Raw genomic sequence first — 16,997 nt, 5'->3', positions numbered from 1 at the left:
CTTTAGTCAAAAAAAAAGCGATAACGGCTCATTATCGCTTTTTTTCATGGTGTCAACGTAGAAGCAGGTTCACTTCTCTCTGCGAAAGCTCTTACTTAAGTTTATGCACGGCCTCCATAAACATGTCTCCTCTTTGCTCAAAAGTTTTATATTGGTCCCAGCTTGCACAAGCCGGGGAGAGGAGAATACAGTCGCCTTCATTTGATAATTCAAATGCAGCAGGCACGGCCTTTTCTACATTATCGACACGTTTTATATTCGCTATTCCTATTTCTTTGGCTACCCGTTCAATTTTTTCCGCCGTTTCACCAAAAGTTATCACGGCTTTGACATTTTTCATCGCCGGTTTCAGCTCATCAAATTCATTTCCGCGATCCAAACCGCCTGCCAATAAGATGACAGGTTCCGTAAAGGATGTTAATGCTTTGGATGCTGCAAGAATGTTCGTCGCTTTCGAATCATTATAAAATTTACGGTTATCGATCGTTGCCACGAACTGCAGACGGTGCTCCACACCATAAAATGTTTTCAGTACAGTCTGAATGGCTTCATTAGCTACACCCTTCAGCTTGGCCGCTGAGATGGCTGCGAGCACATTTTCCAAATTATGCTTCCCGGGAAGTGCTATCTCTGAAACTTCAATGATTTTTTCCCCACGGAAACAGGCGGCACCATCTTCCACATAGGCTCCATTCTCATGTTTCACTTCAGCTGAAAAAGGAACAAGTTCTGCCTTGGTCTCATTCGCCATGGATAAAACAAGATCTTGATCTGCATTATAAATCATGAAATCTGATGCTATTTGATTTTTCGTAATGGCAGCTTTTGCTTCGACATATTCCTGTTTGGAACTGTGATAATCCAAATGTGCATCATACAAATTTGTCACGATTGAGATTTCAGGACGAAATTCGTCTATTCCCATTAACTGAAACGATGATAATTCAATGACGATCGAGTCATCTGGTTTTGCATTTTCAGCAACACCAGAAGCCACTGTCCCGATATTACCGGCAATCAACGGGGATTTTTCACCGGATTTCAACATTTCGTATATCAATGTTGTCGTGGTCGTTTTCCCATTTGTACCAGTGATTCCTATGAAAGGTGCTTCACTTATCTGATAGGCCAGTTCAACTTCCGTGATAACAGGAATCCCTTTTTCCAATGCCCCTTTAACGATAGGGTTCCGATATGGGATTCCCGGGTTTTTCACGATCAGCTCGAAACCCTCATCCAGAAGCTCGATCGGATGACTGCCGCAGATGACTTTGATTCCCTGTTCAAGAAGTCCTTGAGCCTCAGGATTTTCCGATAATGGCTTCATGTCATTAACCGTAACGAAAGCACCTAATTTATGTAGAAGCGAAGCTGCCATCACTCCGCTTTTTGCCAAACCCAATACTAATATCTTTTTCTCTGAATACTTTGCAGTCTCTTTCAATTATATCCACACCTCTAAATAGATTCCGAGTACCGCACACAGCAGCCCCACTGTCCAGAAAGTGACGACGACGCGCCATTCCGACCAGCCGGAAAGCTCATAATGGTGGTGAAGCGGACTCATTTTAAAAATACGTTTACCAGTCGTTTTAAAAGATCCTACCTGAAGGATGACCGAGAGCGTTTCAATGACGAAGACTCCGCCAATGATTACCAGGAGGATTTCAAGCTTCGTTAACAAGGCGATGGTTGCGATTGCTCCCCCAAGGGCCAAGGAACCCGTATCCCCCATGAAAACCTTTGCCGGGTGTGCATTGAATACCAAAAATCCGAGTACTGCACCGACAACCGCCACCGAAAAAATAGCGACATCATATTGTGACTGACTCCAGGCCAAAATGGCAAAAGCACCAAAGGCAATGGCTGATGTTCCTGAGACAAGTCCATCAAGCCCATCCGTCAAATTGACGGCATTCGAAAAACCTACCAGCCAGAAAATAACGATAAACAGATAAAACCAGCCAAAATCAAAAGCAAAGTCAGTGCCTGGAATCGTCAGTTCAGGATTAAAACGGTCTGTCTGCTTGAAGACGAAGTAAAAGATGACCGAAATCACAATTTGTCCAAGCAGTTTTTGCTTGGAAGTCAGTCCCAGGTTACGCTTCATGACCACTTTGATGAAATCATCAAGGAAACCTAATAAACCAAAACCTAAAGTAACGAATAATAATAAATACGTTTCGGTTGAAGGTGCCGAAAATTTCAAAGTCATAACTAGTGTAGCGATGGTAACAGATAATAATATGACCAAACCGCCCATGGTGGGTGTTCCCGTTTTCTTCAGATGCGATTGCGGGCCTTCTTCCCTAATACTTTGCCCGAATTTCAATCTTCTTAAAAACGGGATGAAAATCGGCGAAAGAAGAACGGTTACTAAAAACGCCACCAAAATCGTATAAAAAATCACTTGTTCCAACATTCCTTATTCCCTCATTCCTAACACAATTCAAATATAAAATTCTGCTTGATGTCTTTTCTTAATTTGTTGCAGGTCAATTTCAGCGTTGGTTCAAACTGAACCCAAACGACTTTGAATCGCCTTTTCCGCTTCTTCACGATCATCGAAGTGAAGCACTTCATCACCGACCAATTGATAGGTTTCATGACCTTTTCCAGCTATTAAGATAACGTCGCCCTCTTCCGCCTTGGAAACTGCGTATGCTATCGCCTGCCTGCGGTCTTCAATAACCGTATATTCTTTGCCTGCTACACCAGCTTCCATATCCCGGAGGATCTGGGCAGCATCTTCACTGCGCGGATTATCCGAGGTGAAGATCGGGTCAGTCGCCAAACTGCATGCAATTTGAGCCATTATTGGACGCTTTGTCTTGTCTCGGTCCCCGCCGCAGCCCACTATCACGAAAATTTTCTTTCTAGCAAACTCACCAACAGTCTTTAGAACATTTTCCAAACTGTCCGGAGTATGGGCATAGTCAACAATGACCGGGAAGTCCTGATTCGCTGAAATGAGCTCAAAACGGCCTGCAACACCTTTTATATCCTCGATGGATCTAATCGTCCCATCCAGATCGTTACCGGCGCACAAAGCAGCAGTGATGGCTGAGAGTACATTATAAACACTGAATTTACCAATTAGCTTCAGCTGAATGTAACGCTCTTCTTTACCTGCTGTCAAGGTGAACGATGTGCCATTTGCATCAATTTTTATATCCTTGGCCCTTATATCCGCTTCATTGTCTATGCCGTATGTAACGACTGTAGCAGCAGTCGCTTTAATGAAATCAGCTGTTGCCTCATCATCGGCATTGAGCACAGCATATTTAGGGCGATTTTCTATGTAAGCATTGCCAAGCTGTGAGAAAAATAAGGATTTTGCCTGCCTGTATCTGTCCATGGTTTTATGAAAATCCAAATGATCCTGAGTGAGATTCGTAAAGACGGCAATATCATAATCACAGCCATGGACGCGCCCAAGCTCAAGTGCATGCGATGAAACTTCCATAATGGCCGTGGTGACGGATGCTTCTGCCATTTCATGAAAAGCCTTCTGCAGTGTAACGCTATCTGGCGTCGTATTCTTAGTTTCATATACTGTATCGGCAATTTTTGTATACATCGTGCCAATCAAACCTGTTTTTTCATGTCGATCCTCGAAAATCTTTTCCAATAAGTGACTGGTCGTCGTCTTTCCATTCGTTCCTGTAATTCCGATCAAGCGCATCTTTTGAGTCGGATGGCCATAAAATGCATCGGCAAGCACTGCCATCGCCCTGCTCGAATCCCTGACTACGATCACGGGAACATCGAGGTCAAGCGGCCTTTCGGCAATGACTGCTGCAGCTCCATGTTCTACAGCAAGTTGGGCAAAATCATGACCATCGACTGTATAACCTTTTATACAAACAAATAAACTTCCGTCTATGACTTTACGGTTATCATTTTCAATGGAGGTGATTTCAGGATTTTCTCCTTCATACGTAAATAAGGAGTTTAAATAAGATAGTAATTTGTGAAGCTTCATTTTTCCATCCCTCTCAACTTAATTTGAGGATTCATTATATGTGATTAGCCTTGGCTTGTCGAGAAACCAATTTCAATTATACGGGGTTATCCCGACTCCGTAAACAAAGCGGCTGATGATTCTTCAGCCGCTTTAACTATTCATCTATTATATTATACTTATTCTGTATTTTCGCCAAGATAAATTCTTATTGTAGAGCCTTGTTTTACTTTAACACCTGGATCCGGGGCTTGATTTATGACTTTATCCCCATTGCCGGCAATATCCAGCTTAAGGTCGATGAGCTGGGTTTGCAACTCTTTTTTGCTGAGACCCACGACGTCGGGTACCTCGACCATGACGGGATCCGTCCATACCGTTTCCTTCTCGATCTGGTTTTTCCTTGGCTTGACGCCCATGGCCCTAAGTGAATCCTCCATGATATTCCCAACGATCGGTGCGGCAACGACCCCGCCGAATTGTACCGTTCCTTTCGGATTATCCACAGCTATATAAACGACGATTTGCGGATCATCCGCTGGAGCGACACCAATGAATGAAAGAATATAATTATTTTCAAGGTATCTGCCATTTTCAGCTTTTTGGGCTGTACCCGTTTTCCCGCCGACGCGGTACGACTCCACGAATGCTCCTTTACCGCTTCCTTGGGCGACAACGGATTCAAGTGCTTCACGGACTTTCTTCGAGGTTGCTTCTGAAATCACCTTTTTCTTCGCCTGAGGGGTCTTTCGCATCAGCACTTCCCCATTTTTTGGATTCACCAGTTCCTTCGCGATATAAGGTGTATATAAAGTCCCGCCATTCACGGCCGCCGATACCGCTGTCACCTGCTGAATGGGCGTTACGGCTACACCTTGTCCAAACGCAGTCGTTGCCTGCTCAACCGGACCCACTCGATCCATGTTGAACATGATTCCTTTTCCTTCTCCGGTTAAATCAATCCCCGTCTTTTGCCCAAAACCGAAATCATTTATATATTTAAACAGCTTGTCTTTACCAAGCCGGTTCCCTAATTCTACAAAACCAGGGTTACATGAGTTCTCGACTACTTCTAGAAAAGTTTGGTCCCCATGTCCTCCGCTTTTCCAGCAATGCAGCGTAGACCCTGAAACTTCCACATGTCCGGAATCATAAAAATGTTCCTTTTGTAAGTCGACCTTCCCTTCTTCAAGCGCCGCAGCAAGCGTGATGATCTTAAAAGTAGAACCTGGTTCATATATACTCCAAACTGGTAAATTACGATTATACACTTCTGAGGGTACATTTTGAAAATTGGCCGGATCGAAGGTTGGCCTGCTGGACATTGCCAATATTTCCCCTGTGTTCGGGTCCATTGCAATGGCAATTATCCCATCGGGATCATATGTCGCCTCCGCATTATCAAGCTCCCTCTCCACAATGGTCTGGATTTTGCTATCAATGGTCAACTTCAAGTTATCACCATCAACAGGGGGCTTATAGTCATCGGCCATATTCTCGAGCCTTTTCCCCTTCGCATCCGAGTAAAATTTAACGAATCCCTTTTCCCCGCTTAGTTCCTTATCATAAGACAATTCAATGCCCATCAACCCTTGATTGTCAGATCCTGTAAAGCCAAGAACATGCGAAAGGTATTCACCAAATGGGTAATGGCGCTTTGAATCTTCAGCGATATATACGCCCTTTATCCCTAATGCTTTAATTTCCTTCGCCTTTTCATGAGATATCTTTCTTCCTTCCGGAATTCTGACGCTCATCGCTTGTTTCGTTAACCATTGATAAGCCTTTTCCTTTGTCATATCCAATATTGAAGCAAGCTCCTCCGCCGTCTCCCCAGGATTCTCAATCTGTCTTGGGATGACATAGACTGTTGGCGCGGATATATTCGTTGCCAGCTCGACACCATTCCGATCCAGGATTTCTCCTCGTTTGGCTTCAAAAGGAATATTCCTGCTCCAGGAATCTTTAGCCAGCCCCGTCAACTTATCCCCCAGATAAAACTGTACAATTCCCAATCGGATATCAATGATAAAAAAAACAACGATACCGATTGCCAATGCGATTGCCAGCCGTTTTCGGACAGTAACATTCGAAACACGCAAAAACAGGCACCTCCATTTCATACATGCTTCAATATATGCTTGTCTACTCGATGCTAGACTATAAACTTTGAAAGAAATAAAGAGGGGATCCATTTGGATCCCCTCTTTACCTTCACTCTGTTTTCTCTTTTGTCGGTATATCTTCACCAGCCCCATCAGGCTGGGATAATTCAATATTGAAGGTCTCTCCTTCATTAACCTTTTTCCCGGCCTCAAGACTCTGTTTACTCACGTATCCAGTACCTTTGGTTTTCAGATCCAGTTTTGCAACCTTGGCCAATTTCATGACATCGCGCAGTGACCATCCCTTCATGTCAGGAACTTCCATTTCACCTTCCGTCCTGAGAATTATCTTTTCACCCTGTAAAAGTTTACTCCCCGCTTTCGGGGATTGATCGAGCACTTTACGTCCACTTCCGATCGTACTTACATCATAACCAAGTTCCTTCAGTTCTTTGACAGCTGAACTCTCGGTTTGATTCGTATAGTCCACGATTTTATTTGCTTTTTGTTTTTTAACCTCGGAAGGTTTTATGTTTAGATATTGCAGGCTATTTTGCATGACAGGATTAAATATCTCTGACAATGGATCAGCCCCAACATAAGATACACCTAACTTTGGCTGTTTGACCGCCACATACATGACCAACTGCGGATCATCTTTTGGAGCCATTCCTAAAAAGGAGAACACATAGTTATTTTTTCCCTCTAAATATCTACCTGTTGGACCCGCAATTTGTGCAGTACCGGTTTTTCCTGCTACTTCATATCCATCAATGGCATATTTTTTCCCTGTTCCTTTTTTCGCGGAAATTACCGTTTCCAAATAATCACGTACTTGTTTTGCAGTTTCTGTCGAAATCGGTTGCCCTGTCACCTTCGGCTTAGTCGTTTTCAATATTTTTCCGGTATCCTGATCGGAAATGCTTTTTATCACGTACGGCCGCATCATTTTTCCATCATTGGCTATTGCGGATGCAGCTTGGATTTGTTGAATCGGTGTAACGGTCGAACCCTGTCCAAAGGAAGTAGTAACTTTTTCAAGCTTATACTTGTATTGAATTTTACCGGTTATCTCGTTCGGCAGGTCAATTCCCGTTTTTTTATCAAATCCGAACTTAGTCAAATACTCACGGAAAGTATCCGCTCCTATCTTATCCATTGCAAGTGTGGCAAAAGCGACGTTCGAGGAACGTTGAACCCCTTCAAGAAAGGTCATGCTCTTACCTCTTTCGATTCCGCTATGATCTCCGATTTTCCCCGATCCGGCTTTGTAGGTTCCAGCTACAAAGCTTTCATTCGGATTAAAGACCCCTTCCTCAACAGCCGCCGCAAGGGTGAATGTTTTCATGGTTGAACCCGGTTCGAAGGTTTCTTCAATAGCCAGGTTACGCCATGTATCCGTAAGCCCGACTTTCGTTGTCGGATGGAAGGTAGGCCTTTGCCCCATCGCCACAATCTCCCCCGTTTTGGGATTGGAGACAATCGCTATGATTTGTTCGGGATCGTATTTTTCCTGCACTTTGCTCATCGAGTCTTCCAGGAACGTTTGTATTTTCTTATCGATCGTAAGCATGACATCATTGCCATTATCAGGAGCAACAACCTTTTCCTTCTTATCCGGTAAGAGGAAGCCCCATGAGTCACTGTCATATGTCAGTTTCCCATCCGTTTCCTGCAATTCTTTATTGAGGTACCTTTCGATGCCGAACTTACCAGCCATTTCTCCCGTTTCTTCATCCTTTTCAACATAGCCAATCAGATGGGAGGCGAAAATTCCGTTAGGATAAAAACGTTTATTGGTTCTTCCGAATGTAATTCCCGGCAGTTCCAATTTTTCTATTTTCTGCTTTACGACCTGAGTCAAATCCTTGCCGGCGCTGCCAAATTCCACCTGGTATGCCCCTTTTTTCGTAAGTCTTTCATAGATGTCCTGTTCATCCATGTCGATATATTTAGCAAGCTTACTAGCGGTCATCTCCGGATCCTTAACATGCTCCGGCTCCTTTTCACTAAGTACTGCCCTTAAGATATAGGAGGAAGTATCCTCGGCAATGACTTCACCTTTTGTATCGAGTATGCTTCCCCTTTTTGCTTCTATGACCTGTTTTTTTTCATATTTCTTGTCGATTTTCGAAGCCAATACCTCCCCGCCTGCTGTACCTGTCACCTGAATATACAAAAAGCGGCAGACTAACACAAAAAAGAGCAGGCCGAATAAGAAGAATAATCCGGCTGCCCCATGCTTCATATTTTTTTGTTTCTGCATTATCACTGCACACCCTTCACATTATTCTCATTTAGCTTGAACCCTAGCGCTGCAGCTTTTTTCCAAATTCTTTCGTATGTACTAAGTTCAGCAACCTGCACTTTCAAATCATCATTCACTTTACCCTGTTCTTCAATCGACGTTTCCACTAGCTGGATCTCTCTATTCGTTTCATAGATGGCCGCTTGATTAGAGACTATTTTCACTCCCATAAAGGTAACCATGATAGCAAGGGCACATAGTAAGAAAACTTCACCAATGGATATCTTCGCTTTACGGATGACCACTGTTTGATGTGTCTGTTGCTGCTGTTGGTCTTCATATTGCTGTTCTTGCACTTTTTTGGCTATGGAACTCATTCATGTTCCCCCTCACTGTTTTTTTGTAATTATTGCTTTTCGGCGATTCTGAGCTTAGCCGACCGGGAACGATTATTCCCTTCCAATTCTTCTTCTGAAGGTAAAATCGGTTTTCTCGTAATTATTTTCATAGTTGGCTTGAATTCATCCGGGATAACTGGAAGTCCAGGCGGAAGATCCGGCATGCTACTGGCCTTTTTAAATACCGTTTTACATATTCTATCTTCAAGCGAATGGAATGTAATGACAGATATTCTTCCCTCTTTATCCAAAAGCGATATGGCTTGCTCCAAGGAATCTTCAAAGACACCAAGTTCGTCATTCACAGCGATTCTTATCGCTTGGAACACTCGTTTCGCAGGGTGTCCGCCTTTACGCCTTGCCGGGGCCGGTATCCCATCCTTGATTAATTCCACAAGCTCGAACGTCGTTTCAATCGGTTTTATTTCACGTGCCGCTTCAATTTTCCTGGCAATTTGTTTCGAAAACTTTTCTTCTCCATATTGGAAGAAAATCCTCAGCAAATCATGGAATGACCAAGTATTCACGACATCATAGGCAGAAATGGCAGCACTTTGGTCCATCCTCATATCCAAAGGCGCATCATGGTTATAGCTGAAACCACGCTCCGGTGTATCCAATTGTGGGGATGACACACCTAAATCATAAAGGATCCCATCCACTTTCTCGATTCCCCGGGCATTCAACTCTTCTTTTAAGTATTTAAAATTATTAGGAACAAGAACAATACGTTCGCCATAGCTTTCCAATTTTTCCTTAGCATTCCGAATCGCCGTTTCGTCCTGATCAAAAGCATAAAGCCTTCCCTTGTCAGAGAGCTGTGAAAGTAAGTATTCGCTGTGACCGGCTCCTCCTAAAGTACAATCCACATAAATTCCATCAGGTTTGATGTTTAATCCATCAACCGTCTCTTTTAATAACACTGTAGTATGTTGAAACATGCTAGACATCCTTCCAATCGGTTATTGAGTGACTCTATTTCTGAGGGCAGCCTTAAATATCAAAGCCAATCATATTTTCTGCTATCTCAGCGAAAGAATCCTCCGAAGCTGAAAAATAGTTTTCCCAAAGGGATTTGCTCCAAATCTCAATGCGATTGGTAACACCAAGAATTACACATTCTTTTTCCAATTGGCCATATGAAGTAAGCGGCGTGGGGATATTAATTCGCCCTTGTTTATCAATTTCGCATTCTGTAGCTGCAGAAAAGAAAAAACGGGTAAAGGCTCGGGCATCTTTTTTTGTTAAAGGCAGGGCTTTCAGCTTTTCTTCTAGCAGCTTCCACTCTTCCATAGGGTAACCAAATAAACATTGATCGAGTCCGCGGGTAAGGACAAATTGCTCCCCAAGATTTTCCCTGAATTTCACTGGGACTATCAAACGGCCCTTTATATCGATGTTATGATGGTACTCTCCCATGAACATACCCACTACCCCCACATTCTAATCTCAATGTACCACATTCCCCCACCTTTCTCCACTTGTTTTTACTTTCTCCTTCCAAGTAAAAATTACCTTCTTTTCTTCTTAAGTTTATTTAGCCAAATTATTCAAAGAAACGTGCATTTCCCTCGAATGCACTCAGACTAAGACGCAGTCCCACTATTACTGTCGAAGCACCACCTGACAATTGCCCAGGAAACAGAAAAAAAAGACAGGCTTTAGCACCTGTCTTTTTTTCACCTTTCAATCCCTTCATCAGGATTGGTCTGCGGCAACCGTATTCAAAATGATTTGTCCGCCACTTTTCCCCAAAACGGATGGTTTTTCTAAATGAAAATCAATTTATGCTGATTATTGAACCGATAGTCCAGTTTCATCATATCCCGTACGAACTCCGGCCCGTATTGATTCAAGTAATAAAACACATTCCAAATCCTCTCCTGGGGTGATTCGAGAGGGTACAGTGAATTTGCAATCCGGTCATATTTTTTCAATATGACCGAATGTCGTTCCTTTGTACGGTCACCGATTTTGCCATATATGAAATTCAATTGCTTTTGAATGAATTCAATGTTTTTATTCAACATCGGCTCAAGTCCTCTATCTAAAGAGACAGCGTGGACAAATAGCTTTTCATGGTTCTCTTCAAGCTGTGATTTCAGCGTCCCGAACAGAGTGTCAATCGTTTCATCTTTAACGGAATCAAGGTAACTTTCCACAGCATTAGCGGTTCCTTCAGTCAGAACAGTTTCCAAACTGAGTTCCATTTCTTCAAGGTCGCTGTGGATACTCCGCTCAACCAGCGTGATGTTTAACCTAGGAATGATTGGCGGCATCTTCATGGAAAACAACTCAAACACCTTTTTTAATTCTGCCCAATAGGCTATTTCCCCTGGCCCAGAAACGAAAGCCAATACAGGGAAAAGCATTTCCTGCATGAGCGGGCGTGTAATGACATTGTTGCTTAATCGTTCTGGATGATTTTTGGCTATCTGCAAGAGTTCCTCCCCGGTAAATGTTACCTCACCGTTTTTTCCGCTGAAACCGCCTTCTACACGTTCGAGTAAACATCGATCTTTTTTTTCTGGATCATAATAAAATAAGTTAGCTGCCCGTTTATCCATTTCAATCATTTTTGCATACCCTTTCGCATGCATGAATGATTGCTGTTCCTCGACCACTTCAGCAATCCGTCCACTTTCATTGACCATCGATTCAAAGTATGCCTTCTCAATTCGCCTTAAATCCGGATCTCCGGCATCGACTAGTAAAAGGCCATATTCTTTGAACCATTCATGAATCAGCTCGGCGAAGAAATCGACAAAGGTATTCGATTTCCTAATGGTTTCCTTCATATCAATCAGGAGTTTGTTCGTAAATTCCGTTTCTCCATATGTTTCAATGATTTCCTCAAGCCACTTCTCTGCCTTTTCCGTTTCCAGCTCCACATCAGAAACCATTGTTTTATATGGCTGGTAGGAAGGATAGGTTTTTTTATCTGGTTTTCCGTTTTTCATAACATAAACATGATTGACTTCAGCCAAATCATGATCTTCCCCAGCTATCCAAAAAACTGGAATGACTGGCTGCCCCAGTTTCTTTTCCTGTTCTTCCGCAAGTTTAATGATCGATATCACTTTATGAATGGTATACAGCGGTCCTGATAATAACCCAGCCTGCTGTCCTCCGATCACAACCACGGAATCATCCCTGCGCAACCTTTCAATATTCCCCTTAACTGCCTCACTGAATGAAAGACGAGACATGTATTGTTGTATGTAATCCGACAATTCATCACGTGAAAAAGAACGGTTCATCAATTCATTATGCCTATTGAGATAAATGTCAGGCTTAGACAAGTCATAGTGAAAATAATCCTCCGTTTCGAGACGGTTTTGTAAATAGTCCGATGCAAAACGGTTTAAAGATGGTAACGCGAGATCTTTCATCTCCATTTCTGTTCTCCCTTTCTCTGCAACTACAATTCTTTTTAGAGTATAACATTCCGGTTTAAGAAAACAAAAGAAGTTGCCCAGCAGCAGAAAATTGATGCGATGTTCTATGTTATGTAGTCAATACCTTCGTAATACTTGTAATTATACCAATTGAAAATAATAATAGATAAGCCACAAAAAAGAAGGCGAAGTTCACTCTCCAAAAACCCTTTAATACCTTATGGAAAATGATTTCTTCTTTTACCTTGTAATGGACAAGAACCACCACGAATGCGTTGATGAGCATGATGAGCATGATCACCCAAAGAATTTGCATATCCCAAATCGTAATGATCAAATAATGAACGGATAATACGAACAGCAGCGTACTCATGTCCATTGCAAATTGAACGGAGCGCCGATGGTTTCCAGTGAATTGTTTGGCCCCTATAAAAAAAAGTATATACCCTACGAATGGCAAGGTAATAAATATCGCGGCAAGGCTTGAAACTACGTACGGCATATCCTCATCCCCCCTGAGACTCTTTTCCTTTGACCATCTTATATAGAGAAGACGTCAGGCAACCACTTTTCCCTTTACTCTTTGCCTCCGAGAGGATATGACCCAAAATAGCATCAATTTCCGTTTTACGGCCATTTTCTAAATCTTTTAGCATTGACGATCGATTTTCCGCAGTTGCCATACAAACGGATTTCACATGTTCAAATGACTCAGCCTTATTTTGAACTTCCAAAATACTGGAGATTTCTTCAAAAAGTTCTTGAAATAATTGGTAGTAAAAAGAGTTAGTGATTAAACCGCCATTTTCCACATTAAGTATCGCCGTTAATGGATTTATCACTGCATTGACGACCAGTTTATCCATCAGCATCGAGTGAAAATCTTCACTCATCGTAAAAGGAAAATGATCGATCCTTTCATTCACTAACGATAGTTGCTCAAGTTCCCCTTTATAGGAAGCAACCTTTGTAATGCCGAGCCCCGTATGCTCCACGGTATTCCCGTCATGTTTCAATGCTCCATGCTCCACTACCCCCACATATATGGTTGGGGATTGAAGCTGCTTTAAATAAGAAATATGCCCATAGCCATTCTGCAAGAATAGCAATGGAACCTGAATGCCTTTGATCCTAGGCAGTATTTGCGGAAGGTGATATTGCTTGACGGCCATTATAAGAAGATCCACATCCGATATCCCTTCATCCAGTCCCTTAGAAATGATGCCTGTCAGCAGTCGGCTTTCACCATCCTCAATAAGGCGGATTCCATCACGTTGAATGATGGACGCCTGTTCCGAGGTATGAGTATATAGAGTCACATTATGTTTTTCACTTAAATGAGACGCAAACAGCAGCCCTATGGCCCCTCCGCCAATGATTCCAATTCTCATAATACCCTTCCTTACTTTTTGAAATATATTTCTATTTTATCACATTATCTTTTTTACCCTGCACCAATTTTCCCATCGTTGGAAAACGCAGCCAATCTGATTGAATGAAATTGAACTGCCATTAACGATGTCTCATCATAAAATACCAATGGAAAGAATTATTAATACGCCATTGAAGATATATTTTCTTCTTTAAGTGTTAATTTAATGGTATATTAGATACGAAAAGCTTAGCCATTTTGAAGAATTTACAGGAACAAAAGATAACTCCAAACTCAACCCAAGAGAAATTGAAGGGAAAAGGGCGGGGGATAAAAGGCTATAAGCATTTAGTCAGCCAGGATAAGTCGATGATGTCATACTAGATTTAACCTGAGCTGGAATTCCACATGTAAAGATCAGTGGGATGACTTTCAAAGGGTACTATCGGAAGAGGTTTATCAGAATTAAGGGGGAGCTTTTTTATGGAATACAAGGTTGAACGATTACTTGTAAATTTTAAAACGCTTGAGGAATTCAAAAAATTCAAAGAATACGGGATACAGGAACTGTCCATGCTAGATGATTTAGAGGGTAACATCATCGAAAATGACAGCCAATCACCTTTTTACGGAATCTTTTATGGCGATAAACTCGTAGCCCGCATGAGCCTGTATAAAAGAAGCGCTAAATTCGACCGGTATTTTGACAAGTCCAGGGATTTCCTTGTTCTTTGGAAACTTGAAGTCCTGCCTAACTATCAGAAAAAAGGTTATGGAAGAGCTTTGGTCGAATTCGCCAAAAGCCTGAACATGCCTATCAAAACCAACCCAAGAGTCCATTCACAAGAATTTTGGAAAAAGATGGGTTTTTCTGCTGTTTCCTATGATTTGGACAGGGACCTCGGAGAGAACCCACTGATTTGGAGCCCATTTGACATACAAGATAATAAAGAAATAGATACAGAAGAATAAGGAAGTAGCAAGAAAATGCGGGCGGATTTTCCCACCCGCATTTTTTATTTATTGACCCTTTCCAAATTACCATTCTTATCCATTTGAAAACTCACCTTCGGATTCGCCTTTTCGTCCTCTTGCACACTAAGTTTTCTTGCACGCTCCATGATCTGCATTAACGCACGATAATCTTCCTCAACAGCTTTCAGGTTTTCCTTAAGCAGGACATTCTCTTCCAGTAATCGGACATTTTCCCGTTCAAGAAATAGGGACCGCTCAGAAATCCGTTCCTTTTCCTTATTATCAAGCTGAAAGAATTCATCCATTTTGGTTAAATATAATATAACTTCCTGAAGGGTAATAGATTCTTTATCTGCATGCTCGGGCTTTTTTTCTTCAATCATGACATTTTCTACCGCTGCAACCGAATCCCTTTCCACTTCAGGATTATTGACTGCCTGTTCTTTCCTTTGTTTTTTCGCCAGCTCTATCCCTGATTTATATTGCTTCCTGACAAATGAATTCCAACGGAACCCACAAGCAGCAGATGTCCTCGATAACTGTTTCCCCACTTCTTCAAACGCCTTTAATTGTGTACTGCCTTCTCGTATATGCCTTAGTACCACTTCAGCCAACAACAGATCCTCATCATGAGTCCATGCATCTTGTCTCGCAATCGTCATCTCTCTACCTCCTTAGCAAGTTTTAATTCATAATATGCACATGCTAGGAAAGATAGAAGGTATATAGAGCGTGTAATGATTATTTTTTCTTATTTAAAAAACGCTCGACTGCAGCATGATGCTCATCACTCGCCCACAGTATGGAACATTCCCGGATTTCCGCATCCATTCTTCCTTTAAGCCCGCTATCCTGCCATTTATGGACCAGCAATCGTTTATAGGCCATCAATACCCCTGTCTCATGGCGGAGAAAATCTTCCGCGAACCATTCCCATCCATCGGTACCTTCTCCGACTATCTCATCTACGAAACCAAGTTCCTTCGCTTCCTCGGCTTTATGTATTTTTGCATCCAATAATAGCTTTAGCGCTTTTTGCTCTGGTATTTTTTCAAGTAAAAGCGTTGCTCCGCCCCAGCCTGTCGTTATTCCTAGAGTACCTTGCACAAACCCTAGCCTAGCTTCCCTCTTTGCTAATCTGAAATCACAAGCTGTCGCTATTTCGCATCCACCGCCGAAAGCACTTCCATTGATTAGCGCTATTGTCGGTTTTGGGAAAACTGCTAGTTTATAAAGAATTTCACCCATTTTCGATAACATAGCAAAGGCCTCTTCATCTGTATGCAAATCCTGAAATTCCCTTAGATCCCCGCCTGAACAGAACGCCTCAGAGCCCGCCCCTGTCAGGACCAGCAACTTAACTTCATCATCGCATGCAGCTTCTGACAATATCGACTCAAGTTCGTCCATCAGCTGATAATTCACGGCATTCCTTTTCTCCGGTCTATTAAATAGGAGCTTCACGAAACCGCGTTTATCCCTTTCAACTTCAATCACCTGATCCATATAAACACCTTCTCCAAAATCATTGGCAAATGTGGATGATTCAAAATATTCTGCCAAATATATTTGTAAAAAAAGCACAGAGAAAAATCCCTGCGCTTTGATTAGCGTGTTGCATCAAGAAAGCTAAGCTCTCAAGTAGGTCAAGAAATTATTTTGCGACAACTTCTTTTCCTTTATATGTTCCACATTCTTTACAAACGTGATGTGAAAGAGTCATTCCACCACAGCTCGGGCATTCTACCATACCAGGTACTTGAAGCTTGAAGTGCGTACGACGTTTTCTTTTTACAGTTTTCGACGTTCTTCTAAAAGGTACAGCCATTATTCCCACCTCCTTAAAAAATATAAAAAAGCTGGAAAAATCGGATTAACGATTTTTCGTTCCAATCAAGATTCTTTATTGTTGTCAAAAAAGTCGGCAAGCTTTGCAAATCTCGGATCAACCTTATGCTCATTTTCCTCTTCGGAAATAACAGCCCAGTCTTTCCCAGATTGAGGAGCAGCTTCATTCGAATCGACATCCTCACAAAAAACCTGCATCGGAATTTCTAGCAATAAATTTTCTTTAATTACCGGTATTAGGTCTACAACGTCACCTTCCACAACAGTGACATCATCTCCGTAGAAATCTGTGCCATCTGCCTTTAAAAGAAAGGTTTCCTTTGTATCAATATCAATCGGATATTTAACGTCTACCAGTGTACGGGAGCAAGGTAATGTTAATTCACCTGAAAGATGCAAGTGAAAAGTAATCTCGGTCGAGCTGATATCAGCTCTTCCTGCTACTCTGATCGGAGAAACATCGCAAATTTGCGGGTCTCTTTCTCTAATGTCCAAGACATCCACCAGTTCATCAAACCGTAAATCTTTGTCCCGAATTTTTTGAAGTTGACTAATCGTCCATTTCAAATGAAATCACCTCAAGGCAACAAAAATAATTATAGCTTTCAATTATAAGTTTGTCAATATTTTTTCTTTACACTATAATGTAGTCATCCTAACTGATTGTCTAAGTTTTATGAATCATTTTC

16 protein-coding genes are annotated in these 16,997 nt (G+C 42.0%); 1 reads left to right on the top strand and 15 read right to left on the bottom strand.

The window, feature by feature from the left end:
• Positions 1–91: 91 nt before the first annotated feature.
• The 11 genes from murD to ACIQ0C_RS09290 all read right to left on the bottom strand — a co-directional run bounded on the left by murD (position 92) and on the right by ACIQ0C_RS09290 (position 13,504).
• Complete coding sequence (gene murD, locus ACIQ0C_RS09340) at positions 92–1,444, bottom strand: UDP-N-acetylmuramoyl-L-alanine--D-glutamate ligase (protein WP_403059218.1); 1,353 nt, start codon at positions 1,442–1,444, stop codon at positions 92–94.
• Entirely contained in the window at positions 1,445–2,422 is a 978-nt protein-coding gene (mraY, locus tag ACIQ0C_RS09335; protein ID WP_034313901.1) for a phospho-N-acetylmuramoyl-pentapeptide-transferase, read from the bottom strand. It abuts the gene before it with no gap.
• Between the two features lie 90 nt (positions 2,423–2,512).
• Positions 2,513–3,985 carry a UDP-N-acetylmuramoyl-L-alanyl-D-glutamate--2,6-diaminopimelate ligase gene (locus ACIQ0C_RS09330; RefSeq protein ID WP_403059215.1) on the bottom strand — a complete coding sequence of 491 codons (1,473 nt, stop codon included), beginning with the start codon at positions 3,983–3,985 and terminating at the stop codon, positions 2,513–2,515.
• A gap of 158 nt (positions 3,986–4,143) precedes the next feature.
• On the bottom strand, positions 4,144–6,066 hold the full coding sequence (locus ACIQ0C_RS09325; protein ID WP_403059213.1) for a stage V sporulation protein D: 1,923 nt from the start codon (positions 6,064–6,066) through the stop codon (positions 4,144–4,146).
• Between the two features lie 112 nt (positions 6,067–6,178).
• The gene (locus tag ACIQ0C_RS09320; protein ID WP_403059211.1) at positions 6,179–8,335 is read right to left on the bottom strand and encodes a penicillin-binding protein; all 2,157 of its coding nucleotides are present in this window, start codon (positions 8,333–8,335) and stop codon (positions 6,179–6,181) included.
• A gap of 2 nt (positions 8,336–8,337) precedes the next feature.
• Positions 8,338–8,694: a cell division protein FtsL gene (gene ftsL, locus ACIQ0C_RS09315; protein ID WP_403059209.1), complete on the bottom strand. Its 357-nt coding sequence runs from the start codon at positions 8,692–8,694 to the stop codon at positions 8,338–8,340.
• Between the two features lie 29 nt (positions 8,695–8,723).
• Positions 8,724–9,656, bottom strand: coding sequence for a 16S rRNA (cytosine(1402)-N(4))-methyltransferase RsmH (gene rsmH / locus ACIQ0C_RS09310; RefSeq protein WP_034313911.1), 933 nt, complete (start codon positions 9,654–9,656; stop codon positions 8,724–8,726).
• A gap of 52 nt (positions 9,657–9,708) precedes the next feature.
• Positions 9,709–10,140 (bottom strand): division/cell wall cluster transcriptional repressor MraZ, encoded by a 432-nt coding sequence (gene mraZ / locus ACIQ0C_RS09305; RefSeq protein WP_034313914.1) that lies wholly within the window; start codon positions 10,138–10,140, stop codon positions 9,709–9,711.
• A gap of 344 nt (positions 10,141–10,484) precedes the next feature.
• Positions 10,485–12,113, bottom strand: coding sequence for a bacillithiol biosynthesis cysteine-adding enzyme BshC (gene bshC / locus ACIQ0C_RS09300; RefSeq protein ID WP_403059207.1), 1,629 nt, complete (start codon positions 12,111–12,113; stop codon positions 10,485–10,487).
• 109 nt (positions 12,114–12,222) lie between these two features.
• Positions 12,223–12,615 carry a DUF3397 domain-containing protein gene (locus ACIQ0C_RS09295; protein WP_402839724.1) on the bottom strand — a complete coding sequence of 131 codons (393 nt, stop codon included), beginning with the start codon at positions 12,613–12,615 and terminating at the stop codon, positions 12,223–12,225.
• A gap of 4 nt (positions 12,616–12,619) precedes the next feature.
• A complete protein-coding gene (locus ACIQ0C_RS09290; protein ID WP_403059205.1) occupies positions 12,620–13,504 on the bottom strand; it encodes a 2-dehydropantoate 2-reductase in 885 nt (294 codons plus the stop codon).
• Between the two features lie 464 nt (positions 13,505–13,968).
• On the opposite strand from ACIQ0C_RS09290, the gene ACIQ0C_RS09285 reads away from it, so the two are divergent.
• A complete protein-coding gene (locus ACIQ0C_RS09285) occupies positions 13,969–14,457 on the top strand; it encodes an N-acetyltransferase (RefSeq protein WP_403059203.1) in 489 nt (162 codons plus the stop codon).
• A gap of 44 nt (positions 14,458–14,501) precedes the next feature.
• Here ACIQ0C_RS09285 and ACIQ0C_RS09280 read toward each other — a convergent pair whose 3' ends face one another.
• The 4 genes from ACIQ0C_RS09280 to ACIQ0C_RS09265 form a co-directional block, all read right to left on the bottom strand.
• Entirely contained in the window at positions 14,502–15,122 is a 621-nt protein-coding gene (locus ACIQ0C_RS09280; RefSeq protein ID WP_403059201.1) for an RsfA family transcriptional regulator, read from the bottom strand.
• Positions 15,123–15,201: 79 nt separating this feature from the next.
• On the bottom strand, positions 15,202–15,966 hold the full coding sequence (locus tag ACIQ0C_RS09275) for an enoyl-CoA hydratase/isomerase family protein (protein ID WP_403059199.1): 765 nt from the start codon (positions 15,964–15,966) through the stop codon (positions 15,202–15,204).
• A gap of 148 nt (positions 15,967–16,114) precedes the next feature.
• Positions 16,115–16,288 (bottom strand): 50S ribosomal protein L32, encoded by a 174-nt coding sequence (rpmF, locus tag ACIQ0C_RS09270; RefSeq protein ID WP_034313929.1) that lies wholly within the window; start codon positions 16,286–16,288, stop codon positions 16,115–16,117.
• Positions 16,289–16,353: 65 nt separating this feature from the next.
• Positions 16,354–16,875: a YceD family protein gene (locus tag ACIQ0C_RS09265; protein WP_403059197.1), complete on the bottom strand. Its 522-nt coding sequence runs from the start codon at positions 16,873–16,875 to the stop codon at positions 16,354–16,356.
• Positions 16,876–16,997 lie beyond the last annotated feature (122 nt).

The sequence above is a fragment of the Peribacillus sp. NPDC096448 genome, assembly GCF_044762675.1.
Taxonomy (GTDB): Bacteria; Bacillota; Bacilli; order Bacillales; family DSM-1321; genus Peribacillus; species Peribacillus frigoritolerans_B.
This window is presented reverse-complemented; position numbering and strand designations above follow the sequence as displayed.